Below are 22,543 nucleotides of genomic sequence, written 5' to 3' on the forward strand. Positions count from 1 at the left end.
GACTCTGCTGGACGATGCAGATCGAGCCCCGTGGAACACATGTTTCGAGCAGGCGAGCGCACGTTGAGGGACGTCGTCGCAGCCTTGGGCCTGAGCCCGGGGGAGCGTGACACCCGACAACCACGGCCCCGGTACCCAGGTGGTATGCGCCGAGGCGCGTCGCACAAAGCGACACGCCCGAGCGCGGGGGTCGGACAGACATAGCGGTTCGAGAGAGAGAGTCAGACGACGCCATGGCGGGACAGAAGATCCGCATCCGGCTCAAGTCCTACGACCACGAGGTCATCGACAGTTCGGCGCGCAAGATCGTCGACACGGTGACCCGCGCTGGTGCGACGGTCGTGGGTCCGGTGCCGCTGCCGACCGAGAAGAACGTGTTCGTCGTGATCCGGTCGCCTCACAAGTACAAGGACAGCCGCGAGCACTTCGAGATGCGGACGCACAAGCGTCTCATCGACATCATCGACCCCACGCCGAAGGCGGTGGACTCGCTCATGCGACTCGACCTGCCGGCCGACGTGAACATCGAGATCAAGCTCTGAGGCTGGGGAGGAGACGACAATGACCACCCAGCAGAACGAGCGCGCCGTCAAGGCCGTCCTCGGCACCAAGCTCGGCATGACCCAGACCTGGGACGAGAACGGGCGCCTCGTGCCCGTGACCGTCGTCCAGGTCGGGGCGAACGTCGTGACCCAGGTGCGGACGCAGGACGCGGACGGCTACAGCGCCGTCCAGCTCGCCTTCGGCCAGATCGACCCGCGCAAGGTGACGCAGCCCCTCAAGGGGCACTTCGAGAAGGCCGGCGTCACGCCGCGCCGCCACGTCGCCGAGGTCCGCACGCCGGACGCCGCCGAGTACCAGCTCGGCCAGGAGCTCACCGCCGAGGTGTTCGACGCCGGCCAGCTGGTCGACGTCGTGGGCACCACGAAGGGCAAGGGCACCGCGGGCGTCATGAAGCGTCATGGCTTCAAGGGCGTCAGCGCCTCGCACGGTTCGCACCGCAACCACCGCAAGCCCGGCTCGATCGGCGGGGCGTCCACCCCGTCGCGCGTCTTCAAGGGCCTGCGCATGGCCGGTCGGATGGGCCACGCCCGTCAGACCACCCAGAACCTGACCGTCTACAAGGTCGACGCCGACAAGGGCCTGCTGCTCGTCAAGGGTGCCGTGCCCGGCCCCAAGGGTGGCGTCGTCCTCGTCCGGACCGCGGCCAAGAGCGCCGTGAAGGAGGCCTGACCGTCATGGCCACGCTCACCGTCGACGTCCTGGACCCGAAGGGCAAGAAGACCGGCACCGCCGACCTTCCCGCCGAGGTGTTCGACGTCCAGACCAACATCCCGCTGATCCACCAGGTGGTCGTCGCGCAGCTCGCCGCGGCCCGCCAGGGCACCCACGACACGAAGTCTCGTGGCGAGGTCTCGGGTGGTGGCCGGAAGCCGTACAAGCAGAAGGGCACCGGCCGCGCCCGTCAGGGCTCGACCCGCGCGCCGCAGTTCGCCGGGGGTGGCGTCGTCCACGGCCCGACCCCGCGCGACTACAGCCAGCGGACGCCCAAGAAGATGAAGTCCGCCGCGCTCCGCGGTGCGCTGTCCGACCGCGCCCGTGCGGGTCGCGTCCACGTCGTGACCGGCTTCGGCATCGAGGACGCCCCGTCGACCCGCGCCGCCGTCGCCGTGCTCACGACCGTGTCGTCCCGTCGCCACGTGCTCGTCGTGCACGAGCGCGGCGACGAGCTCGCGGTCAAGTCGCTGCGGAACGTGGAGCAGGTCCACCTGCTCCCGGCCGACCAGCTCAACACGTACGACGTCCTGATCTCGGACGACGTGGTGTTCACCCAGGGTGCGCTCGAGGCGTTCCTCGCCGGCCCGGCCACGGGTCGTTCGGTGAAGGCCGTCGCGTCGGGTTCCGAGGCCGCGGACAACGCTGAGGAGACCGAGAAGTGACCACCGTGCAGAAGGACCCGCGCGACATCCTGATCGCGCCGGTCGTCTCCGAGAAGAGCTACGGGCTCCTGGACGAGGGCAAGTACACGTTCCTCGTGGACCCCCGCGCCAACAAGACCGAGATCAAGATCGCCGTCGAGAAGGTCTTCTCGGTCAAGGTCGCCTCGGTCAACACCATCAACCGCAAGGGCAAGACCCGTCGCACGCGGTTCGGCATCGGCAAGCGCAAGGACACGAAGCGCGCGATCGTCACCCTCCGCGAGGGCACGATCGACATCTTCGGCTGAGCCGGACGAGAGGCAAGTGAGGACAGACCCCGATGGGAATCCGTAAGTACAAGCCGACAACGCCGGGCCGTCGTGGCTCGAGCGTGGCCGACTTCGCCGAGATCACGCGTTCGACGCCTGAGAAGTCGCTCGTCCGTCCGCTCTCCAAGAGCGGCGGCCGCAACAGCTCGGGTCGTATCACGACGCGCCACAAGGGCGGTGGCCACAAGCGCCAGTACCGCGTCATCGACTTCCGTCGCCATGACAAGGACGGCGTGCCGGCCACGGTCGCGCACATCGAGTACGACCCCAACCGCACCGCGCGCATCGCGCTCCTGCACTACGCGGACGGCGAGAAGCGCTACATCATCGCGCCGAACAAGCTGCGTCAGGGCGACCGCATCGAGAACGGTGCGGGCGCGGACATCAAGCCCGGCAACAACCTGCCGCTGCGCAACATCCCGACCGGTACGGTCATCCACGCGATCGAGCTGCGGCCCGGTGGCGGCGCGAAGATCGCCCGTTCGGCCGGCACGAGCGTGCAGCTCGTCGCCAAGGACGGGCCCTACGCCCAGCTGCGCATGCCGTCCGGTGAGATCCGCAACGTCGACCTGCGCTGCCGCGCCACGGTCGGCGAGGTGGGCAACGCCGAGCAGTCGAACATCAACTGGGGCAAGGCCGGCCGCATGCGCTGGAAGGGCAAGCGCCCGACCGTCCGTGGTGTCGCCATGAACCCGGTCGACCACCCGCACGGTGGTGGTGAGGGCAAGACGTCCGGTGGACGTCACCCGGTGAGCCCCTGGGGCCAGCCGGAGGGCCGCACCCGCCGTCCCAACAAGCCGAGCGACAAGCTGATCGTCCGCCGTCGCCGCACCGGCAAGAAGCGCTGATAGGAGCCTGACAGATGCCTCGTAGCCTGAAGAAGGGCCCCTTCGTCGACGACCACCTTCAGAAGAAGGTGGACGTGCAGAACGAGAAGGGGACCAAGAACGTCATCAAGACGTGGTCCCGTCGGTCGGTCATCACGCCCGACTTCCTCGGCCACACCTTCGCCGTGCACGACGGTCGCAAGCACACCCCGGTGTTCGTCACCGAGGCGATGGTCGGCCACAAGCTCGGCGAGTTCGCGCCCACGCGGACGTTCCGCGGCCACGTGAAGGACGACAAGAAGGGTCGTCGCCGCTGAGCGCAGCGCGCCGGGCCCAGCCCGACGACGCAGCGACAGCGCAGCGACGGACCTGACGGTCGTCGAGAGACAAGAAGGTAGGACAGCAATGGAAGCCAAGGCGCAGGCGCGGTTCGTCCGTGTCACGCCCCAGAAGGCCCGGCGCGTCGTGGACCTCATCCGTGGCAAGCAGGCCTCCGAGGCCGTGGCGGTGCTCAAGTTCGCGCCGCAGGCCGCGAGCGAGCCGGTCCGCAAGGTCGTGGAGTCCGCGATCGCGAACGCACGGGTGAAGGCCGACCGCGCGAGCCAGGCGTTCGACGAGCAGCAGCTCGTCGTGACCGCCGCGTTCGTGGACGAGGGGCCGACGCTCAAGCGGTTCCGTCCGCGGGCGCAGGGTCGTGCGAGCCAGATCCTCAAGCGGACCAGCCACATCACCGTGGTCGTGGCTCCGCGTGACGACGAGAAGGGAAGGGCCCGATAGTGGGACAGAAGGTTCACCCGCTGGGGTACCGACTCGGCATCACCACCGACCACCGGTCGCGCTGGTTCGCCGACAGCACGAAGCCCGGCCAGCGGTACCGCGACTACGTCCAGGAGGACGTGAAGATCCGCAAGCTCATGAGCACGGGTCTCGAGCGCGCGGGCATCGCCAAGGTCGAGATCGAGCGCACGCGTGACCGCGTCCGCGTGGACATCCACACGGCGCGTCCGGGCATCGTCATCGGCCGCCGCGGCGCCGAGGCCGACCGCCTGCGCGGCGAGCTCGAGAAGCTCACCGGCAAGCAGGTCCAGCTCAACATCCTCGAGGTCAAGAACCCCGAGATCGACTCCCAGCTCGTCGCTCAGGGCATCGCCGAGCAGCTCGCGAGCCGTGTGTCGTTCCGTCGTGCGATGCGCAAGGGCATGCAGTCCGCGCAGCGTGCGGGCGCGAAGGGCATCCGGGTGCAGTGCTCGGGTCGTCTGGGCGGCGCCGAGATGAGCCGGTCGGAGTTCTACCGTGAGGGTCGTGTGCCGCTGCACACGCTCCGCGCGAACATCGACTACGGCTTCTACGAGGCCCGCACCACCTTCGGCCGGATCGGCGTGAAGGTGTGGATCTACAAGGGCGACATGACCGAGAAGGAGTTCGCTGCGCAGCAGGCGTCCTCCGCCGGTCGTCCGGCCCGTGGTGGCCGTGGCGAGCGCGGCGGCGACCGTCCGCGCGGCGGCCGTCGTAACGACCGTCCCGCCGCCGGTGCGCCGGCTGCGGCCGAGGCCCCCGCCGCCTCCTCGGCTCCCGCCGAGGCGACGGAGTCGGCCCCCGAGTCCGGAACGGAGGCCTGAGTCATGCTGATCCCCCGCAGGCTCAAGCACCGCAAGCAGCACCACCCGAAGCGCTCCGGCGCTGCCAAGGGTGGCACCGCGATCTCCTTCGGCGACTACGGCATCCAGGCTCTCGAGCCCGCCTACGTCACCAACCGTCAGATCGAGGCTGCTCGTATCGCCATGACCCGCCACATCAAGCGTGGTGGCAAGGTCTGGATCAACATCTACCCCGACCGTCCGCTGACCAAGAAGCCGGCGGAGACCCGCATGGGTTCCGGTAAGGGTTCCCCCGAGTGGTGGGTCGCCAACGTCAAGCCCGGACGCATCGTGTTCGAGCTCGCGGGTGTCGACGAGGAGCTGGCCCGCGAGGCCATGCGCCGTGCGATCCACAAGCTCCCGATGAAGTGCCGTTTCGTGGTGCGCGAGGGTGGTGCTAGCTGATGGCTATCGGTACCAAGGAGCTCGCGACGAGCGAGCTGGACACGTTCGACGACGAGAAGCTCGTCGCCGAGCTGAAGAAGGCCAAGGAAGAGCTGTTCAACCTTCGCTTCCAGTCGGCGACCGGGCAGCTCGACTCGACGGGTCGGCTCAAGGCGGTGCGCCGCGACATCGCGCGGATCTACACGATCCTGCGTGAGCGCGAGCTCGGCATCCGCACGGCCCCGAGCGCGAGCGAGTGAGTGAGGCTGAGATGAGCGAGAAGACACAGCAGACCGACGAGGCGACGGTGGAGGCGGCCGAAGAGACTCGCGCCCACCGCAAGACGCGCCGTGGCTACGTCGTCAGCGACAAGATGGACAAGACCGTCGTGATCGCCGTCGAGGACCGGGTCAAGCACCCCCTCTACGGCAAGGTCATGCGTCGCACGAGCAAGGTCAAGGCCCACGACGAGCAGAACTCTGCCGGCGTCGGTGACCTCGTCCTGATCATGGAGACCCGGCCGCTGTCCGCCACCAAGCGGTGGCGCGTGGTCGAGATCCTCGAGAAGGCCAAGTAGTCGCTGACCCGCCGCCCCGCGGCGGGACGCCGCCGGCTCCGGCCGGCCGTGCGCGAGCACGGCCGGCCCGCCGGCACCACAGACCACTATCCGTTCGGCAAGGCTCGCCGCGAGGCGAGAACCGGCTCGACAACAGGAGTTCACTGACATGATCCAGCAGGAGTCGCGACTTCGGGTCGCCGACAACACGGGTGCCAAGGAGATCCTCTGCATCCGTGTTCTCGGCGGTTCCGGCCGTCGCTACGCCGGAATCGGCGACGTCATCGTCGCCACCGTCAAGGACGCGATCCCGGGCGGCAACGTCAAGAAGGGCGACGTGGTCAAGGCCGTCGTCGTCCGCACCGTCAAGGAGCGCCGTCGTCCCGACGGGTCCTACATCAAGTTCGACGAGAACGCCGCCGTGATCCTCAAGAACGACGGCGACCCCCGTGGCACGCGCATCTTCGGCCCTGTCGGCCGTGAGCTCCGTGACAAGCGGTTCATGAAGATCATCTCGCTGGCGCCGGAGGTGCTCTGACCATGGCGAAGATCAAGAAGGGCGACCAGGTCCTCGTGATCGCTGGTCGCGACAAGGGCAAGACGGGCCGCGTCCTGGAGATCCTCAAGGACTCCGACCGCGTCATCGTCGAGGGTGTCCAGCGCGTCACCAAGCACACCAAGGTCGGCCAGAACGACCGCGGCACGCGCACGGGTGGCCTGGAGACCGTCGAGGCGCCGATCCACGTGTCCAACGTGATGGTCGTCGACCCGGAGACGAAGAAGGGCACCCGCGTCGGGTACCGCACCGAAGAGGTCGAGCGTGACGGCCGCAAGCGCACGGTTCGCGTGCGCGTCGCCAAGCGCTCCGGTAAGGACATCTGATGACGACTGAGACTGCAGCGACCACCGAGGCCGAGGCCACGGTGACGTCGTCCATCCCGCGCCTCAAGGAGCGCTACCGCAGCGAGATCGTCGGCGGCCTGCGCGAGGAATTCGACCACGAGAACGTCAACCAGGTCGCCCGCGTGACCAAGGTCGTCGTGAACATGGGCGTCGGCGACGCCGCGAAGGACTCCAAGCTCATCGAGGGCGCGATCCGCGACCTGGCCCTGATCACGGGCCAGAAGCCGCAGGTCACGCGTGCCCGCAAGTCCATCGCGCAGTTCAAGCTGCGCGAGGGCATGCCGATCGGTGCGCACACCACGCTGCGCGGCGACCGGATGTGGGAGTTCCTCGACCGCCTGCTGTCGCTGGCGCTCCCGCGCATCCGCGACTTCCGCGGGCTGTCGGACAAGCAGTTCGACGGGCACGGGAACTACACCTTCGGTCTCACGGAGCAGTCCATGTTCCACGAGATCGACCAGGACAAGATCGACCGCGTCCGCGGCATGGACATCACGATCGTGACGACCGCGACGACGGATGCCGAGGGTCGATCCCTGCTGCGCCGTCTCGGCTTCCCGTTCAAGGAGAACTGACATGGCGAAGAAGGCCCTGATCAACAAGGCGGCCGCGAAGCCCAAGTTCGCGGTCCGCGCCTACACCCGGTGCCAGCGGTGCGGTCGTCCGCACTCGGTGTACCGCAAGTTCGGTCTCTGCCGCGTGTGCCTTCGCGAGATGGCGCACCGTGGCGAGCTCCCCGGCGTCACCAAGAGCAGCTGGTAACGACTACGTCGTAGGTCCGTGCGGAAACCGGCGGGACGAACGTCCCGCACGACCGTGGCGGATACCCCGACGAGGAAGGGCTGAAGCCCAATGACCATGACCGACCCGATCGCAGACATGCTCACGCGTCTGCGGAACGCGAACTCGGCCCACCACGACACGGTGACCATGCCGTTCTCGAAGCTGAAGTCTCACATCGCTGAGATCCTCCAGGCCGAGGGCTACATCACCGGCTGGAGCGTCGAGGACGCTGCCGTGGGAAAGAACCTCACCATCACGCTCAAGTACGGCCCGAGCCGCGAGCGCGCCCTGTCGGGCGTGCGCCGTGTCTCGAAGCCGGGCCTGCGCGTGTACGCGAAGTCCACCAACCTGCCCAAGGTCCTCGGCGGCCTCGGCGTGGCGATCCTGTCCACGTCGTCCGGCCTCCTGACGGACCGTCAGGCCCAGTCGAAGGGCGTGGGCGGGGAAGTCCTCGCCTTCGTCTGGTAACGGAAAGGAGATACGCCAATGTCTCGTATCGGCAAGATCCCCGTTCCGGTCCCGGCCGGCGTGGACGTCACCGTCAGCGGCGCGCTCGTGACCGTGAAGGGCCCCAAGGGCTCTCTCGAGCACACGATCCCCGCCCCCATCAAGGTCGAGCAGTCGGACGGCACCCTCGTGGTGACGCGTCCGGACGACGAGCGTGCCTCGCGCGCCCTGCACGGCCTGACCCGCACCCTGCTCGCGAACCTCGTCACGGGCGTGACCGAGGGCTACGAGAAGAAGCTCGAGATCGTCGGCACCGGTTACCGCGTGACGGCGAAGGGCTCGGACCTCGAGTTCGCGCTCGGCTTCTCGCACCCGGTGGTCGTCAAGGCCCCCGCCGGTATCACGTTCGCGGTCGAGAGCCCCACCAAGTTCTCGGTGAGCGGCATCGACAAGCAGCAGGTCGGCGAGGTCGCAGCGAACATCCGCAAGATCCGCAAGCCCGAGCCGTACAAGGGCAAGGGCGTGCGCTACGCCGGCGAGGTCGTCCGCCGCAAGGTCGGAAAGGCTGGTAAGTGATCATGGCTGTCACGGTCAAGGGCAAGGGCAAGCAGATCGCGCGCACGCGCCGTCACCTGCGCCTGCGCAAGAAGATCTCCGGCACCCCCGCCCGTCCGCGCCTCGTGGTGACGCGCTCGTCGCGCCACATCACGGCCCAGGTCGTCGACGACACCGTGGGGCACACCGTCGCGTCTGCCTCGTCGCTCGAGGCGGACCTGCGTGCGCTCGACGGCGACAAGTCCGCCAAGGCGCGCAAGGTCGGCGAGCTCGTCGCCCAGCGCGCGAAGGCGGCCGGTGTCGAGTCCGTCGTGTTCGACCGCGGCGGGAACAAGTACCACGGCCGGGTCGCGGCGGTGGCGGACGGCGCCCGCGAGGGTGGTCTGTCGCTGTGACGACGTACGCACGGAAGCAGAGGATTTTCTGATGGCTGCAGGGCAGCGCAACACCGGCGCCCCGGGCGCCGCTACCGAGGAGCGCTCGAACGAGCGCTCGAACGACCGAGGTGGCCGCCGCGGCGGTGACCGTCGGGACAACCGTCGTCAGGACGCCGAGAAGAACGCCTTCGTCGAGCGCGTCGTGACCATCAACCGCGTCTCCAAGGTCGTCAAGGGCGGCCGTCGCTTCAGCTTCACCGCGCTCGTCGTGGTGGGCGACGGCGACGGCACCGTCGGCGTCGGCTACGGCAAGGCCAAGGAGGTGCCCGCGGCGATCGCCAAGGGTGTCGAGGAGGCGAAGAAGAGCTTCTTCCGCGTCCCCCGCATCCAGGGCACCATCCCGCACCCCGTCCAGGGTGAGGCAGCGGCCGGTGTCGTCTTCCTCCGTCCGGCCGCTCCGGGTACCGGTGTCATCGCCGGCGGTCCGGTGCGCGCCGTGCTGGAGTGCGCGGGCATCCACGACGTCCTGAGCAAGTCGCTCGGTTCGTCGAACTCGATCAACATCGTGCACGCGACGGTCGCGGCGCTCCGTGGGCTCGAGGAGCCCGCCGCGGTCGCCGCCCGCCGTGGTCTGCCGCTCGAGGACGTGGCCCCGGCCGCGCTCCTGCGCTCGCAGGCCGCTGGTCGCGCCGACGCCGCCACGAAGGTGGGTGCGTGATGGCTCGTCTCAAGGTGACCCAGACCAAGTCCGCCATCGGCGGCAAGCAGAATCAGCGTGACACGCTGCGGACCCTGGGCCTCAAGCGGATCGGCGACACCGCCGTGAAGGAGGACCGCCCGGAGATCCGCGGCATGGTCAAGACGGTGGCGCACCTCGTCGCCGTCGAGGAGGTCGAGTGATCATGGCCGAGAAGAAGAACGACGACGTGACGCCGGAGACGGCCGAGCCCGCCAAGAAGCCGGCCCGCAAGGCCCCGGCGAAGAAGGCCGAGGCTTCGGCCGAGGCGGCCCCCGCCAAGAAGGCACCGGCGCGCAAGCCGGCCGCCAAGAAGGCGGAGACCGCGGCCGAGGCGGAGGCTGCTCCCAAGAAGCCGGCCGCCAAGGCGACCAAGGCCGCGGCGAAGCCCGAGCCCGAGGTCGGCGCCGGTGGCACCCTCAAGGTGCACCACCTGCGTCCGGCCCCCGGCGCCAAGACCGCCAAGACCCGCGTGGGTCGTGGTGAGGCGTCGAAGGGTAAGACGGCCGGCCGTGGTACCAAGGGCACGAAGGCCCGCTACCAGGTTCCGGAGCGCTTCGAGGGCGGGCAGATGCCCCTCCACATGCGTCTCCCGAAGCTGCGCGGCTTCAAGAACCCGTTCCGCGTCGAGTACCAGGTCGTGAACCTGGACAAGCTGGCGTCGCTGTACCCCGAGGGTGGCTCCGTCACCGTCGAGGACCTCGTCGCGAAGGGCGCGGTCCGCAAGGGCCAGCTCGTCAAGGTGCTCGGCGCCGGCGAGCTCTCGGTGAAGCTCGACGTCGCGGTGGACGCGCTGTCGGGCTCGGCGAAGGACAAGATCCTCGCCGCCGGCGGTTCGGTCTCCGAGGACTGAGTGAGTGACGGCCAGGGCCGGCGGTGCGCATGCGCCGTCGGCCCTGGTGTCTCTCTCGACCGGTGATCAGCCGGTCGACCGCACCGGGCCCTGGGCTTCCGAGACGGATTGCGGGATCCTGGGCCAGAGCGGCTAAGGTGCCGACGGTGCGACGCACGCCACAGCGTGCCGCGTGACGGCCGACGACCTCGTCGGCCGCTGATGAACCCGCCCACGGCGGACCAGGAGGATAGGTGCTCAGCGCATTCGGCCGGGCTTTCCGGACGCCCGATCTGCGGCGCAAGCTGCTGTTCACGATCGCGATCATGGCGATCTTCCGGCTGGGCTCGTTCATCCCCACCCCGGGGGTGAGCTACCCGAACGTCCAGCAGTGCATCGACGAGACCGCGAGCAACAGCGACCTGCTCGGCCTCGTCAACCTGTTCAGCGGCGGGGCGCTCCTCAAGCTGTCGGTGTTCGCGCTCGGGATCATGCCGTACATCACGGCGAGCATCATCGTGCAGCTCCTGCGCGTCGTGATCCCACGGTTCGAGGCCCTGCACAAGGAGGGCCAGTCCGGCACCGCGAAGCTCACGCAGTACACCCGGTACCTCACCATCGCGCTCGCGATCCTGCAGTCGACGACGATCATCACGACCGCGCGCACCGGTGTCCTGTTCCAGGGCTGCTCCCAGTCCGTCATCCCTGACGACTCGGTGGCCAACCTCGCGATCATGGTCGTCACGATGACGGCCGGTACCGGTCTGATCATGTGGCTGGGCGAGCTCATCACCGAGCGCGGCGTGGGCAACGGCATGTCCCTGCTGATCTTCACGTCGATCGCCGCGAGCTTCCCGAGCGCGCTGTGGTCCATCGCCGGTGGCAACGGCGGCGTCGGCAAGTTCATCATCGTGATCGCTCTCTGCGTCGTGGTGGTCGGGCTCGTGGTGTTCGTCGAGCAGTCGCAGCGGCGGATCCCCGTGCAGTACGCCAAGCGCATGGTCGGACGGCGCATGTACGGCGGCTCGTCCACGTACATCCCGATCAAGATCAACATGGCGAACGTGATCCCGATCATCTTCGCGTCGTCGCTGCTGGCGATCCCGGGGCTGATCGCACAGTTCGCCGACCAGTCCGCGGGCTGGGTCCAGTGGGTGACCCAGAACCTCGCGACGACGAGCGCGCCGCTACACCTCGTGCTCTACACGGTGCTGATCATCTTCTTCTGCTTCTTCTACACGGCGATCACGTTCAACCCGGACGAGGTCGCGGACAACATGAAGACGTACGGCGGTTTCATCCCGGGCATCCGCGCGGGCCGACCGACGGCCGAGTACCTCGACTACGTCATCACGCGCATCACCACGGCCGGCTCGCTGTACCTGGCGATCGTGGCGCTGATCCCGACGATCGCGTTCGTCCTGCTGAACGTCACGACCAACATCCCGTTCGGCGGCAGCTCGATCATCATCGTCGTCGGCGTGGGTCTCGAGACCGTCAAGCAGATCGACAGCCAGCTGCAGCAGCGGCACTACGAAGGGTTTCTCCGTTGAGCACACGTCTCGTCATCATGGGTCCGCAGGGCGCGGGCAAGGGCACGCAGGCGGCACGCCTGGCGGAGCACCTCGGCGTCCCTGCCATCTCGACGGGCGACATCTTCCGCGCGAACATCAAGGGCGGCACGGAGCTCGGGGTGCTGGCGCAGTCGTACACGGCCAAGGGCGAGCTCGTGCCCGACTCGGTCACGAACGACATGGTCCGCGACCGGCTCGCCCAGGCGGACGCGAAGGACGGCTTCATCCTCGACGGGTACCCGCGCAACGCGGCCCAGGTCGCGGAGCTCGACTCGATCCTCGGTGACGCGGGTGTCGCGCTCGACGGCGTGATCGAGCTCGTCGCGGAGCGCGACGAGCTCCTCGCCCGCCTGCGCAAGCGTGCGGAGATCGAGGGTCGCGAGGACGACACCGAGGAGGCGATCGCGCGCCGCCTCGACATCTACGCGGAGCAGACCGCGCCTCTCACGGACGCGTACGCCGAGCGCGGGCTGCTGGTCCGCGTGGACGGCATCGGCGAGATCGACGAGGTCACGAAGCGTCTCGTCGCGGCCCTGGACGGCCGGGTCTCCTGACACTCCGCCTCCCGAGCCGGCACGCGCCGGCGCGGGGGAGCAGGGAGGTGGCGAGCATGTTCGGACGCGACCGTATCGAGTACAAGACACCTGACCAGGTGCGCCTGATGCGACGCGCCGGGTTGGTGGTGGCCGACGTCCACGACGCGGTGCGCGCCGCCGTCGCCGTGGGAGTCACGACGGCCGACCTGGACGCTGTCGCCGCCGACGTGATTCGCGCCGCGGGGGCGACGTCGTCGTTCCTGGGCTACGAGGGCTACCCCGCGACCGTCTGCGTGTCCGTGAACGACGAGGTCATCCACGGCATCCCGGGGGAGCGCGTGCTGCGCCCGGGCGACGTGGTCTCGGTCGACGCGGGCGCCGTCGTGGGCGGGTGGCACGGCGACGCCGCGTTCTCGGTCGTCCTGCCCGGGCCCGACGGCGCCGCCGCGGACCCCGCGGACGTCGCGCTCGTGGACGCGACCGAGCGTGCGATGTGGGCCGGGATCGCGGCCCTCGCCGCGGGCGGCCGGATCGGCGACGTGGGCGTCGCTGTCGAGGAGGTCGCCGAGGGTGGCCCGTACGGGATCGTCGAGGACTACGTCGGGCACGGCATCGGGACGCAGATGCACCAGGACCCGGACGTCCCCAACTACCGGACCCGGGGGCGCGGCCCGCGCGTGCGGCCCGGCCTGTGCGTCGCCGTGGAGCCGATGCTCACCCGGGGTGACGCGACGACCCAGCTCTGCGAAGACGAGTGGACGGTCGTCACGGACGACGGGTCCCGCGCCGCGCACTGCGAGCACACCGTGGCCGTCCTCGAGGGCGGCCTGTGGGTGCTGACCGCGCCCGACGGCGGTGCCGCGGGGCTCGCGCCGTTCGGTGTGACGGTCGCGCCGCTCGACTGATCGCGGGACGCGTCGGTGGGTGACGTAACGCACCATGCCGCGTTTCCCTCGTGCTGCTCGATGCCGTAAGATGGATGGCTGGGTGTGGAGACGGCGCGTCCGGTCGGGATGTCAGCATTGACGGTCCGACGGGCGCGGGGCCACGGCCACGGAGGTCCGGCTGAGCCGCGCTCCCGCGGTCCGGCAGGGTGCTCCACGCGCAGTCCACACTGGGTCGGCGTCCGGCGCGCGTGCCGTGCCGCGACCCGCGTGGGTCCAGTCACACGAGAGTTAGCGGAGGACATGGCGAAGAAGGACGGCGTCATCGAGATCGAAGGCAGCGTGGTCGAAGCGCTGCCCAACGCGATGTTCCGCGTGGAGCTGGCCAACGGCCACAAGGTGCTCGCGCACATCTCGGGCAAGATGCGACAGCACTACATCCGGATCCTCCCCGAGGACCGGGTCGTGGTCGAGCTGAGCCCGTACGACCTGTCCCGCGGTCGCATCGTCTACCGCTACAAGTAACCCGTCCGATCGAGGACGCCGTCGTGACAGGCCCGGGCGCGCCCGGGCCGCGATACGTACGGCGGCGGAGGAACACGATGAAGGTCAACCCGAGCGTCAAGAAGATCTGCGACAAGTGCAAGGTGATCCGCCGGCACGGAAACGTCATGGTCATCTGCGAGAACCCGCGTCACAAGCAGCGCCAGGGCTGAGCGCCGCGCCTCGCCAGGCGAGGCGCGCTCGACCCACCCGGTGAGCGATCCGCTCACGACGTACCACCACGAACCCGTCCGGTCAGCCGGACGGGGGAACCCCCGGTCGGAGGCCGGGGCCCGCAGCAGTGACGGCAGCGGGAGGGCGGTGCGGCAGACCTCCGACCGAAGTACAAGGAGCCGTCAGGCACATGGCACGTCTCGTCGGCGTCGACCTCCCGCGCGACAAGCGCCTCGAGGTTGCGCTCACCTACATCTACGGCGTCGGCCGTACCCGCGCCCAGCAGACGCTGGCCGCTACCGGGATCAGCCCGGACCTCCGCGTGAAGGACCTCGGCGACGCCGAGCTCGTCGCGCTCCGTGACTACCTCGAGGGCAACTACAAGCTCGAGGGTGACCTCCGCCGTGAGGTGGCGGCCGACATCCGCCGCAAGGTGGAGATCGGCACCTACCAGGGGCTGCGCCACCGTCGTGGCCTTCCCGTCCGCGGTCAGCGCACCAAGACCAACGCGCGTACCCGCAAGGGTCCGAAGCGCACCGTGGCCGGCAAGAAGAAGGCCCGCTAACCAGCAGTCCGTGCCGGACCCGTCCGTCGCGCCGACGTCCACGTCGGCCCGCGCACGTCGACGGTCCGCCGGTCCGAACACCTCACCCCAGGAGAATCTCAGGACATGCCTCCCAAGACCCGCGCCGCCGCCGGCCGCAAGCCGCGCCGCAAGGACAAGAAGAACGTCCCGCTCGGCCAGGCGCACATCAAGAGCACCTTCAACAACACGATCGTCTCGATCACGGACCCGTCGGGCGCTGTGATCGCATGGGCCTCCGGCGGCGACGTCGGCTTCAAGGGCTCGCGCAAGTCGACCCCCTACGCGGCCGGCATGGCCGCCGAGGCCGCGGCCCGCAAGGCGGCCGAGCACGGCGTCAAGAAGGTCGACGTCTTCGTCAAGGGCCCGGGCTCCGGTCGTGAGACCGCGATCCGCTCGCTGCAGTCGGCCGGCCTCGAGGTCGGCTCGATCCAGGACGTGACGCCGCAGGCGCACAACGGCTGCCGTCCGCCGAAGCGCCGCCGCGTCTGACCTCGCTCGTCGCCGCGGGGCGCTCACGCGCCCCGCGGCACCGTGCGTCCGGACGTGGTCGGGTCGGAGCCCTCGGGTTCCGGCTCCCCGCACCGGGCGTGCATCTGCACCCTCACCGTGATGCGTCATATGGCGGACGCACACCGAAAGGAACCCACCAGTGCTCATCGCACAGCGCCCCACCCTGACCGAAGAGGTCATCTCGGAGCACCGTTCCCGCTTCTCGATCGAGCCGCTCGAGCCGGGCTTCGGCTACACGCTCGGCAACTCGCTGCGTCGCACCCTGCTCTCGTCGATCCCCGGCGCGGCCGTCACCTCGATCCGTATCGAGGGCGTGCTGCACGAGTTCTCGACGATCCCCGGGGTCAAGGAGGACGTCACCGAGATCATCCTCAACATCAAGGGCCTGGTCGTGTCCTCGGACAACGACGAGCCGGTCGTCATGTACCTGCGCAAGCAGGGCGGCGGCGTCGTCACGGCGGCCGACATCGTCCCGCCGGCGGGCATCGAGGTGCACAACCCCGAGCTCCACATCGCGACGCTGAACGACTCCGCGAAGCTCGAGATCGAGCTCACGGTCGAGCGGGGCCGCGGCTACGTGTCGGCCGCACAGAACAAGGCGTACGACTCGGAGATCGGCCGCATCCCGGTCGACTCGATCTACTCGCCGGTCCTCAAGGTCACGTACAAGGTCGAGGCCACCCGCGTCGAGCAGCGCACCGACTTCGACAAGCTCGTCGTCGACGTCGAGACGAAGCCGGCGATCTCGCCGCGCGACGCCCTCGCGTCGGCCGGTCGGACGCTCACCGAGCTGTTCGGTCTCGCCCGCGAGCTGAACGTCGAGGCCGAGGGCATCGAGATCGGCCCGTCGCCGACGGACGCGGCGCTCGCCGCCGACCTGGCGCTGCCGATCGAGGAGCTCAACCTCTCGATCCGCTCGTACAACTGCCTCAAGCGCGAGGGCATCCACTCCGTGGGTGAGCTCGTGGCGCGCAGCGAGGCCGACCTGCTCGACATCCGGAACTTCGGCGCCAAGTCGATCACCGAGGTGACCGAGAAGCTCGCGAAGCTCGGCCTGTCGCTCAAGGACTCGCCGCTGGACTTCGACCCGACCGCCGCGCAGTACTACGGCGACGACGAGTACACGGACGACGAGCAGACGTTCTGACCCGTTCACCGAGCAGTCGATGAGTCTGGCCTGCGGCGCCGCGGCGCCGCAGGCCACCATCCCGCACTGAGGACTGGCCGGCCAGGCCTCAGCCCACGAAGGAGCACAACCCAATGCCTACCCCCACCAAGGGCCCGCGGCTCGGCGGTGGCCCGGCTCACGAGCGCCTCATCCTCGCGAACCTCGCGACGAGCCTCTTCGAGCACGGCCGCATCACCACGACGGAGACGAAGGCCAAGCGCCTGCGCCCCCTCGCCGAGCGTCTCATCACCTTCGCGAAGCGTGGCGACCTCGCCGCGCGTCGTCGCGTCCTGACCGTCGTCCGTGACAAGAGCGTCGTGCACACGCTCTTCACGGAGATCGCGCCCACGATGGCGGAGCGCCAGGGCGGCTACACGCGCATCACGAAGGTCGGCAACCGCAAGGGCGACAACGCCCCCATGGCGGTCATCGAGCTCGTCCTCGAGCCCGTGAGCCCGAAGCAGGCCGTCGTCAAGGAGGCCGAGAAGGCCACCACGAAGGCTGCCAAGAAGCCCGCCGCGAAGAAGGCCGCCGAGAAGCCGGCCGCGGAGGAGACCCCGGACGCCGAGGCCGAGGCGCCCGCCGAGGCTCCGGCCACCGACGAGGCCCCCGTCGCCGAGGCTGCGGCCGAGGAGAAGTCCGAGGCCTGAGCCGTCGCTCGCACGCCCGATGGGGTCCGTTCCGCACCTGCGGGACGGACCCCATCGCCGTCTGCGGGGGCGCACCCCGGGGACTTGACGCCGTCGGGCGACGCGGCTCGGTTCAGGTGGCCCGGGTCAGGTGACGTGGTGCTCGACCAGGTGATCCGCGACCGCCAGCGACGACGTCGCGGCGGGCGACGGCGCGTTCCGCAGCAGAGTCACGGCGCCGACCTGGTCGACGGCGAAGTCGTCGACCAGCGACCCGTCGCGCGCCCACGCCTGGGCGCGGACTCCTGCCGCGGCGCGCGCGGCCAGGTCGGACGGTCGCAGCTCGGGCACGAACCGGCGCGCCCGCCGGTAGTACAGGGGCTTGAGCAGCGAGCCGCCGATCTCGTCGATCCCCATGCGCCAGTGCTGCCGCGCGAGGGCACCCGCCCCGGGCCACCGCAGCGACTCCCACGTGTCCCGCAGCGAGACCTGCGACCAGCCGTACCCCTCGCGGCGCAGAGCCGGGACGGCGTTGGGCCCCACGTGGACGGCGTCGTACACGCCCCGGGTGAAGTGCACGCCGAGGAACGGGAAGCGGGGGTCCGGCACGGGGTAGACCATCCCGCGGACGAGCGAGGCGCGGTCGGGAGCGAGCGTCCAGTACTCGCCGCGGAACGGGAGGATGCGCGGCGAGGGGTCGGCGCCAACGAGCCGCGCCACGACGTCCGACTGGAGCCCGGCGCACACCACGACCCGGTCGAACGCCTCGTCCAGGCCGGGCGTGACCACGCGGACGCGGTCGGCGGGCCTCGCCGGGGTCAGCCCGGTCACCTCGTGGCCGAGCAGGACGCGGCCGCCCGCCGCACGGACGTCCTGCGCCATCGCCTCGGTGACCGCCGCGTAGTCGACGACCGCCGTGCGGGGCGAGTGCACGGCCGCGACTCCGGCGACGTGCGGCTCGATCTCGCGGAGCGCGGCGGCGCCGTCGAGACGGCGCAGGTCGGGCACGCCGTTGGCCCGCGCCCGTCGCTCGATCTCGGCGAGCGCGGGCAGCTCGCTCTCGTCGACGGCGACGACGAGCTTGCCGAGCTCGCGGTACGGAAGGTCCTTCTCGAGGCAGTAGTCGTGGAGCGCCACCCGCCCCGCGGCGCAGAGCGTCGCCTTGAGCGAGCCCGGAGCGTAGTACAGGCCGGCGTGGACGACGCCCGAGTTGTGGCCTGTCTGGTGGCGTGCGAGGCGGTGCTCCTTCTCGAGCACCGTCACCTCGTCCCCGCGGCGGGCGAGCGCGCGGGCGACCGCGACCCCGACGATCCCGCCGCCGACGACGGCGATGCTCCTGGTCATCGCCCCAGCATCCCGGGCGGAGGCTCGTCGCTCAAGCGCCGCGCCGCCGGCGGCGCCGGGGCCGATGACGGATGTCATGCGACCCCTGTGACGTCCGGCCCTGCCGGGCAGGGCCTCCGGCCGGAAGGCTGGAGCCATGATCAGCACAGCCGACACCAGCCTCGCCGTCAACATCGTCCTCGGGCTCCTGGTCCTGGTCTGGATCCTGTCGCGCCAGGTGCAGAAGCGGCCCGTCAAGCCGTCCTCGCTCCGTGCGCCGGTGATCCTCGCGGCCGTCGGGCTCTACGAGACGGCCTCGTTCCTGCGAAGCTCCGCGCCGGCCGCCGGTGTCCCGGCGTCGGTCCTGGCGCTCCTCGCGCTGGGCGTCGTGGTCGGCGGGGCGCTGGCCGCGTGGCGCGGCTCGCAGGTGCGCGTGTGGCGGGACACGGACGGCACGGTCGTCCGGCAGGGCACCGGGCTCACCGTGCTGCTGTGGCTCGTGGCGATCGGGGCGCACCTCGGGCTCGACGTGCTGATCGACCACGCCGACCACGGGCTGTCGGGCCTCGGCTCGGCCTCGCTGCTCCTCTACCTCGGCGTCGTCCTGGGGATCCAGAGCCTCGTGGTGCAGCGTCGCGCCCAGATCCTCCCCGCCTGAGACCGTCCGACGTCAGCGGGGAAGAGACCAGGCCCGCGCGCCCCCCACGAGCGCAGCGGAGTTCGGCACGACCACGACGTCGTCGCCGAGCCGGTCGAGCACGCCGCGCGTGATCTGGCGGGCGTTGCCGCCACCGAGGTAGAGGCGGTCCCACCAGAACACGGGCCGCAGCCCCTCGACGACGCGCAGGACGCGCCTCGACCAGAGGGCGTTGCCCAGGCGGCGCCGCTCGGGCTCGCCGACGAACTCGTCGTAGGTGGTGCGGGGGCGCACCGGGGCGTGCGACCACTCGAGGTGCGGCGCGAGCGACCCGCCGAGGAACAGCGCGGAGCCCAGGCCCGTGCCGAGCGTGAGGACCAGCTCGAGCCCGGACGCGGCGATCACGCCGGCGCCGTGCACCTCCGCGTCGTTGAGCACGAGCGCCGGCAGACCGAGACGCTCGCCGACGGCAGCCTGCACATCCATGCTGCGCCACGCGTCGGCGAGCTCGGCCGAGACCGCGGTGCGGGGGCCCCGGGGCCGGATGTAGTGCGGCGTGTGCACGACGACGCCGCGCCGGATCATGCCCGGCAGCCCCACGGTCACACGCTGGGCCGGGGGGAGGCCGGCGGCGATCTCGGCGATGGTCTCGACGAGCCGCGAGGGGGGCAGCGGGTACGGCGTGGGCACGCGGACGGGCTCGGCGTGCGCCGTGCCGGCGGCGTCGAGGACGGCTGCCTTGATCCCGCTGCCGCCGCAGTCGACGGACAGCGTGATCGTCGCGGCGTCGTCGGGCGCGGGCGGCCGGTGCGTGGCCTGGCGCGGGTCGGGCGTGCGGGGCTCGGGCATGCGAGCACGGTAGGCCTGTCCCGGGCGAGTTGTCAGACCGTGGTGAGTCTCGCGCTCCACCACGTGCTGACGACTCCGGGGCGTCCCCGACAATGAGAGCGTGACCGACCAGCCCGCCCCGACCACCGTAGAACAGCCCGGAGTCCGCGTACGCCTCGACCTCGCGTACGACGGCGCGGGCTTCGCCGGGTGGGCGCGCCAGCCCGGGCTGCGCACCGTCCAGGGCCTCCTCGAGGAGGGTCTCGCGACGGTCCTGCGCGCCGAGGCGAACGGGGAGCCGCCGCCCCGTGTCCAGGTCGCCGGCCGGACCGACTCCGGGGTGCACGCTCGAGGTCAGGTCGCGCACGTCGACCTGACCGCGCGGCAGTGGGCCAGCCTGCCGGGGCGGTCGGACCGCGCGCCCGGGGACGCGCTCGTCGCGCGCCTGGGCGGTGTCCTCGCGCACGACGTCGTCGTGCGGGCAGCCGCGCCCGCCCCCGCCGGCTTCGACGCGCGGTTCTCCGCGCTGCACCGCAGCTACACCTACCGGGTGGCCGACCGGCCGGACCTGCGCGACCCCTTGCACCGCGGCTGGGTGCTGTGGACCCGTCGGCCCCTCGACGTCGCGGCGATGGACGCCGCCGCGCGCCCGCTGCTCGGGGTGCGGGACTTCGCCGCCTTCTGCAAGCCCCGCCCCGGCGCGACGACGATCCGCGAGCTCCAGGAGCTGCGGTGGGACCGGCCCGACGAGGGCCCGGACGAGGGGCTCGTCGTCGCGCACGTCCGTGCCGACGCCTTCTGCCACAACATGGTGCGGGCGCTCGTCGGCGCGAGCCTGGCCGTGGGGGAGGGCCGGCGTCCCGTGACGTGGCTCGCGGAGGTGCTCGCCGCGCGTCGCCGGGACGCCGCGGGCGGCGTCGTGCCGGCGCACGGCCTGGTGCTCGAGGCCGTCGCCTACCCGCCCGACGCCGACCTCGCGTCTCGCGCCGAGCGCATCCGGGCGATGCGCATGGACGAGGACGTCTGGGAGGCCCCGACCTCCTCGTGAGCGGCGCTCAGCCCTCGTCGTCCTCCACGTAGTGGACGGCGGCCTCCTCCGCGCTCGCGCCGGCTCCCGAGATGCCCTCGTCGACGCCGTAGACGTCGTTGTCGCGGCCGCCCGCGGCGTCGTCGTCCTCCGCGAGCCGGCCCGCGCGGCCCTCGTCCACCACGGGCTCCTCGTCCCACTCCTCGGGCTCCTCCTCGGCGAGCCGCTGGTCGAGGCTCTCGCCCTCGCGCTCCTCCTCCTCGGTCTCGCCGAAGTGGTTGGTGCGCGGGCGCTCCGGGGGGTCGTAGCCCTCGTCGAGCGGGTCGGCGAGCCCGCGGTCGATCAGGGTGTCCTCGGGGTCGAGCTGTTCCGTCTCGCTCTCGGACCAGTCGTCGCGGTCGTCCAGGCCCTCGGGCAGGCCGTCGGGGTAGTTCTCGCTCATACGCCCAGCCTCGCACCCTCCGCGTGCGTGCGCAGCGGCGGGCCGGCGGTCCGTGCCGAGGGCGCCCGGTCGGGGCTGCGCGGCGCCGGGTTGGGTCGTTCCGGGTGCCGGACCGGCCGCTTTGACCCCACCGCGGGCGCCACGGTACCCTTGACAGTCGTTGTGCTTCCTTGCCCGACCCCCTGGCCGAACCGCTGACGGAAACCGTGCGCCCACTCGCTGGCCCGTCACGTCCGGCTCATGGTCGGAGGCAGGCTTCTGGAGCGCTCAGACGAACACTCGTCGGTCGCAGTTCGCTGCGCCGAAGAAGACCGAACCGAAACGAAGGCTACGACCGTGCGTACGTACACCCCGAAGCCCGGCGACGTCCAGCGCGACTGGTACGTCATCGACGCGACCGACGTCGTCCTGGGCCGTCTGGCCAGCCACGTGGCGACCCTCCTGCGAGGCAAGCACAAGGCCACCTTCGCGCCCCACGTCGACGGCGGTGACTTCGTCATCGTCATCAACGCCGAGAAGGTCGCCCTGACCGGCAACAAGCGCGAGCAGAAGCTGGCGTACCGCCACTCCGGCTACCCGGGCGGTCTGCGCGCCACCCGTTACGCGGACCTGCTCGAGAAGCACCCCGAGCGGGCCGTCGAGAAGGCGGTCAAGGGCATGCTCCCGAAGACCAGCCTCGGCAGCGCGCAGTTCGGCAAGCTGAAGGTCTACGCGGGTTCTGAGCACCCGCACGCCGCTCAGCAGCCGAAGCCGTTCGAGATCACTCAGGTCGCCCAGTGAGCTCGGCTCGCTGACAGACAAGCACAAGGACGCGAGGACACCCACAGTGGCCGAGACCACCGTCGACACCGACACGCTGGACGAGAACGCCCCCAGCACCTACACCACCGAGTCTGCCGCCGCCGCCTCCAGCGGCCGCGGCCAGTCCCTCACGGCACCCGGGCAGGCCCTGGGTCGTCGCAAAGAGGCGATCGCCCGCGTTCGCCTCGTTCCCGGCTCCGGCCAGTGGAAGATCAACGGCCGCACCCTCGAGGACTACTTCCCGAACAAGGTGCACCAGCAGCTCGTGAGCTCGCCGTTCACGATCCTCGACATCGAGGGCCGTTTCGACGTCATCGCCCGCATCAGCGGCGGCGGCATCTCCGGCCAGGCCGGCGCGCTGCGCCTCGGCATCGCCCGGGCCCTGAACGCGATCGACGAGGACAGCAACCGCGCCACCCTCAAGAAGGCGGGCTTCCTGACCCGCGACGCCCGCGTCGTGGAGCGCAAGAAGGCCGGTCTCAAGAAGGCCCGCAAGGCGCCGCAGTACTCCAAGCGCTGATCTCAGCGCCGGCCGACGGCCCCGACGGACTCGTTCCGTCGGGGCCGTCGGTGTTTTCGGGGGTTTGTCAGGACCG

At 70.5% G+C, this 22,543-nt stretch carries 37 protein-coding genes; 34 read left to right on the plus strand and 3 right to left on the minus strand.

Annotated elements, in window-relative coordinates:
- The first annotated feature begins 233 nt into the window (after positions 1 to 233).
- The 30 genes from rpsJ to rplQ all read left to right on the plus strand — a co-directional run bounded on the left by rpsJ (position 234) and on the right by rplQ (position 16,910).
- The gene (gene rpsJ / locus KDY119_RS04035) at positions 234 to 542 is read left to right on the plus strand and encodes a 30S ribosomal protein S10 (RefSeq protein ID WP_019146773.1); all 309 of its coding nucleotides are present in this window, start codon (positions 234 to 236) and stop codon (positions 540 to 542) included.
- Between the two features lie 19 nt (positions 543 to 561).
- Entirely contained in the window at positions 562 to 1,233 is a 672-nt protein-coding gene (rplC, locus tag KDY119_RS04040) for a 50S ribosomal protein L3 (protein WP_036953297.1), read from the plus strand.
- A gap of 5 nt (positions 1,234 to 1,238) precedes the next feature.
- Positions 1,239 to 1,940, plus strand: coding sequence for a 50S ribosomal protein L4 (gene rplD, locus KDY119_RS04045; protein WP_036953295.1), 702 nt, complete (start codon positions 1,239 to 1,241; stop codon positions 1,938 to 1,940).
- A complete protein-coding gene (gene rplW, locus KDY119_RS04050) occupies positions 1,937 to 2,227 on the plus strand; it encodes a 50S ribosomal protein L23 (RefSeq protein WP_036953293.1) in 291 nt (96 codons plus the stop codon). Before rplD ends, rplW begins: the two co-directional genes overlap by 4 nt.
- A 32-nt stretch (positions 2,228 to 2,259) precedes the next feature.
- Entirely contained in the window at positions 2,260 to 3,096 is an 837-nt protein-coding gene (gene rplB / locus KDY119_RS04055; RefSeq protein WP_036953291.1) for a 50S ribosomal protein L2, read from the plus strand.
- A 14-nt stretch (positions 3,097 to 3,110) separates the two neighbouring features.
- Positions 3,111 to 3,392, plus strand: coding sequence for a 30S ribosomal protein S19 (rpsS, locus tag KDY119_RS04060; protein WP_036953289.1), 282 nt, complete (start codon positions 3,111 to 3,113; stop codon positions 3,390 to 3,392).
- A gap of 88 nt (positions 3,393 to 3,480) precedes the next feature.
- Entirely contained in the window at positions 3,481 to 3,852 is a 372-nt protein-coding gene (gene rplV / locus KDY119_RS04065; protein WP_036953287.1) for a 50S ribosomal protein L22, read from the plus strand.
- Positions 3,852 to 4,694: a 30S ribosomal protein S3 gene (rpsC, locus tag KDY119_RS04070; RefSeq protein ID WP_153021963.1), complete on the plus strand. Its 843-nt coding sequence runs from the start codon at positions 3,852 to 3,854 to the stop codon at positions 4,692 to 4,694. The genes rplV and rpsC overlap by 1 nt, the downstream gene beginning before the upstream one ends.
- A 3-nt stretch (positions 4,695 to 4,697) precedes the next feature.
- Entirely contained in the window at positions 4,698 to 5,117 is a 420-nt protein-coding gene (rplP, locus tag KDY119_RS04075) for a 50S ribosomal protein L16 (protein ID WP_036953285.1), read from the plus strand.
- Positions 5,117 to 5,356, plus strand: a complete 240-nt coding sequence (gene rpmC / locus KDY119_RS04080; protein ID WP_036953284.1) for a 50S ribosomal protein L29 — start codon at positions 5,117 to 5,119, stop codon at positions 5,354 to 5,356. The genes rplP and rpmC overlap by 1 nt, the downstream gene beginning before the upstream one ends.
- A gap of 11 nt (positions 5,357 to 5,367) precedes the next feature.
- The gene (gene rpsQ, locus KDY119_RS04085) at positions 5,368 to 5,673 is read left to right on the plus strand and encodes a 30S ribosomal protein S17 (protein WP_036953282.1); all 306 of its coding nucleotides are present in this window, start codon (positions 5,368 to 5,370) and stop codon (positions 5,671 to 5,673) included.
- A gap of 148 nt (positions 5,674 to 5,821) precedes the next feature.
- Complete coding sequence (gene rplN / locus KDY119_RS04090) at positions 5,822 to 6,190, plus strand: 50S ribosomal protein L14 (RefSeq protein ID WP_036953280.1); 369 nt, start codon at positions 5,822 to 5,824, stop codon at positions 6,188 to 6,190.
- A 2-nt stretch (positions 6,191 to 6,192) separates the two neighbouring features.
- The gene (gene rplX, locus KDY119_RS04095) at positions 6,193 to 6,534 is read left to right on the plus strand and encodes a 50S ribosomal protein L24 (protein WP_036953278.1); all 342 of its coding nucleotides are present in this window, start codon (positions 6,193 to 6,195) and stop codon (positions 6,532 to 6,534) included.
- Positions 6,534 to 7,130 carry a 50S ribosomal protein L5 gene (gene rplE / locus KDY119_RS04100; RefSeq protein WP_051136785.1) on the plus strand — a complete coding sequence of 199 codons (597 nt, stop codon included), beginning with the start codon at positions 6,534 to 6,536 and terminating at the stop codon, positions 7,128 to 7,130. The genes rplX and rplE overlap by 1 nt, the downstream gene beginning before the upstream one ends.
- A 1-nt stretch (position 7,131) precedes the next feature.
- A complete protein-coding gene (locus tag KDY119_RS04105) occupies positions 7,132 to 7,317 on the plus strand; it encodes a type Z 30S ribosomal protein S14 (RefSeq protein ID WP_036953276.1) in 186 nt (61 codons plus the stop codon).
- 90 nt (positions 7,318 to 7,407) lie between these two features.
- Entirely contained in the window at positions 7,408 to 7,806 is a 399-nt protein-coding gene (gene rpsH, locus KDY119_RS04110; RefSeq protein WP_036953274.1) for a 30S ribosomal protein S8, read from the plus strand.
- A gap of 18 nt (positions 7,807 to 7,824) precedes the next feature.
- Positions 7,825 to 8,361, plus strand: coding sequence for a 50S ribosomal protein L6 (gene rplF, locus KDY119_RS04115; RefSeq protein WP_036953272.1), 537 nt, complete (start codon positions 7,825 to 7,827; stop codon positions 8,359 to 8,361).
- A 2-nt stretch (positions 8,362 to 8,363) separates the two neighbouring features.
- Positions 8,364 to 8,735, plus strand: a complete 372-nt coding sequence (rplR, locus tag KDY119_RS04120) for a 50S ribosomal protein L18 (protein ID WP_036953270.1) — start codon at positions 8,364 to 8,366, stop codon at positions 8,733 to 8,735.
- Between the two features lie 31 nt (positions 8,736 to 8,766).
- A complete protein-coding gene (rpsE, locus tag KDY119_RS04125; protein WP_036953268.1) occupies positions 8,767 to 9,435 on the plus strand; it encodes a 30S ribosomal protein S5 in 669 nt (222 codons plus the stop codon).
- The gene (rpmD, locus tag KDY119_RS04130; protein ID WP_036953266.1) at positions 9,435 to 9,617 is read left to right on the plus strand and encodes a 50S ribosomal protein L30; all 183 of its coding nucleotides are present in this window, start codon (positions 9,435 to 9,437) and stop codon (positions 9,615 to 9,617) included. Before rpsE ends, rpmD begins: the two co-directional genes overlap by 1 nt.
- A gap of 2 nt (positions 9,618 to 9,619) precedes the next feature.
- Positions 9,620 to 10,306 (plus strand): 50S ribosomal protein L15, encoded by a 687-nt coding sequence (rplO, locus tag KDY119_RS04135; RefSeq protein WP_083891010.1) that lies wholly within the window; start codon positions 9,620 to 9,622, stop codon positions 10,304 to 10,306.
- A gap of 233 nt (positions 10,307 to 10,539) precedes the next feature.
- Positions 10,540 to 11,838, plus strand: coding sequence for a preprotein translocase subunit SecY (gene secY, locus KDY119_RS04140; RefSeq protein WP_036953264.1), 1,299 nt, complete (start codon positions 10,540 to 10,542; stop codon positions 11,836 to 11,838).
- Positions 11,835 to 12,413 (plus strand): adenylate kinase, encoded by a 579-nt coding sequence (locus tag KDY119_RS04145; protein WP_194174335.1) that lies wholly within the window; start codon positions 11,835 to 11,837, stop codon positions 12,411 to 12,413. The genes secY and KDY119_RS04145 overlap by 4 nt, the downstream gene beginning before the upstream one ends.
- Before the next feature lie 56 nt (positions 12,414 to 12,469).
- Entirely contained in the window at positions 12,470 to 13,300 is an 831-nt protein-coding gene (gene map, locus KDY119_RS04150) for a type I methionyl aminopeptidase (protein ID WP_036953258.1), read from the plus strand.
- A gap of 282 nt (positions 13,301 to 13,582) precedes the next feature.
- A complete protein-coding gene (infA, locus tag KDY119_RS04155) occupies positions 13,583 to 13,804 on the plus strand; it encodes a translation initiation factor IF-1 (protein ID WP_012867920.1) in 222 nt (73 codons plus the stop codon).
- A 77-nt stretch (positions 13,805 to 13,881) separates the two neighbouring features.
- Positions 13,882 to 13,995, plus strand: coding sequence for a 50S ribosomal protein L36 (gene rpmJ / locus KDY119_RS04160; protein ID WP_007540807.1), 114 nt, complete (start codon positions 13,882 to 13,884; stop codon positions 13,993 to 13,995).
- A gap of 191 nt (positions 13,996 to 14,186) precedes the next feature.
- A complete protein-coding gene (gene rpsM, locus KDY119_RS04165) occupies positions 14,187 to 14,561 on the plus strand; it encodes a 30S ribosomal protein S13 (protein ID WP_036953253.1) in 375 nt (124 codons plus the stop codon).
- Between the two features lie 105 nt (positions 14,562 to 14,666).
- Positions 14,667 to 15,071: a 30S ribosomal protein S11 gene (gene rpsK / locus KDY119_RS04170; RefSeq protein ID WP_036953251.1), complete on the plus strand. Its 405-nt coding sequence runs from the start codon at positions 14,667 to 14,669 to the stop codon at positions 15,069 to 15,071.
- Positions 15,072 to 15,231: 160 nt separating this feature from the next.
- Positions 15,232 to 16,239, plus strand: coding sequence for a DNA-directed RNA polymerase subunit alpha (locus KDY119_RS04175; protein WP_036953249.1), 1,008 nt, complete (start codon positions 15,232 to 15,234; stop codon positions 16,237 to 16,239).
- Between the two features lie 113 nt (positions 16,240 to 16,352).
- Entirely contained in the window at positions 16,353 to 16,910 is a 558-nt protein-coding gene (rplQ, locus tag KDY119_RS04180) for a 50S ribosomal protein L17 (RefSeq protein ID WP_153021964.1), read from the plus strand.
- Between the two features lie 126 nt (positions 16,911 to 17,036).
- On the opposite strand, the gene lhgO is transcribed toward rplQ, so the two are convergent.
- Positions 17,037 to 18,233, minus strand: coding sequence for an L-2-hydroxyglutarate oxidase (lhgO, locus tag KDY119_RS04185; RefSeq protein ID WP_153021965.1), 1,197 nt, complete (start codon positions 18,231 to 18,233; stop codon positions 17,037 to 17,039).
- 136 nt (positions 18,234 to 18,369) lie between these two features.
- Here lhgO and KDY119_RS04190 point away from each other — a divergent pair, with 136 nt between their 5' ends.
- Positions 18,370 to 18,870, plus strand: a complete 501-nt coding sequence (locus KDY119_RS04190; RefSeq protein ID WP_051136784.1) for a hypothetical protein — start codon at positions 18,370 to 18,372, stop codon at positions 18,868 to 18,870.
- 12 nt (positions 18,871 to 18,882) lie between these two features.
- Here the strand turns inward: KDY119_RS04190 and KDY119_RS04195 are convergent, their stop codons facing one another.
- Positions 18,883 to 19,698: an ROK family protein gene (locus tag KDY119_RS04195; RefSeq protein ID WP_083891009.1), complete on the minus strand. Its 816-nt coding sequence runs from the start codon at positions 19,696 to 19,698 to the stop codon at positions 18,883 to 18,885.
- A 100-nt stretch (positions 19,699 to 19,798) separates the two neighbouring features.
- Between KDY119_RS04195 and truA the strand changes: the two genes are divergently transcribed.
- Entirely contained in the window at positions 19,799 to 20,725 is a 927-nt protein-coding gene (gene truA, locus KDY119_RS04200; RefSeq protein ID WP_153021966.1) for a tRNA pseudouridine(38-40) synthase TruA, read from the plus strand.
- 7 nt (positions 20,726 to 20,732) lie between these two features.
- On the opposite strand, the gene KDY119_RS04205 is transcribed toward truA, so the two are convergent.
- A complete protein-coding gene (locus KDY119_RS04205; protein WP_036953243.1) occupies positions 20,733 to 21,146 on the minus strand; it encodes a DUF5709 domain-containing protein in 414 nt (137 codons plus the stop codon).
- Positions 21,147 to 21,482: 336 nt separating this feature from the next.
- Between KDY119_RS04205 and rplM the strand changes: the two genes are divergently transcribed.
- Both rplM and rpsI read left to right on the plus strand, forming a co-directional pair.
- Positions 21,483 to 21,926 carry a 50S ribosomal protein L13 gene (gene rplM, locus KDY119_RS04210; RefSeq protein WP_036953241.1) on the plus strand — a complete coding sequence of 148 codons (444 nt, stop codon included), beginning with the start codon at positions 21,483 to 21,485 and terminating at the stop codon, positions 21,924 to 21,926.
- A gap of 46 nt (positions 21,927 to 21,972) precedes the next feature.
- Positions 21,973 to 22,467, plus strand: a complete 495-nt coding sequence (gene rpsI / locus KDY119_RS04215) for a 30S ribosomal protein S9 (RefSeq protein WP_036953239.1) — start codon at positions 21,973 to 21,975, stop codon at positions 22,465 to 22,467.
- Positions 22,468 to 22,543: the final 76 nt, after the last annotated feature.

Source organism: Luteimicrobium xylanilyticum (assembly GCF_009429125.1).
In the GTDB taxonomy this organism is placed as follows: Bacteria; Actinomycetota; Actinomycetes; order Actinomycetales; family Cellulomonadaceae; genus Luteimicrobium; species Luteimicrobium xylanilyticum.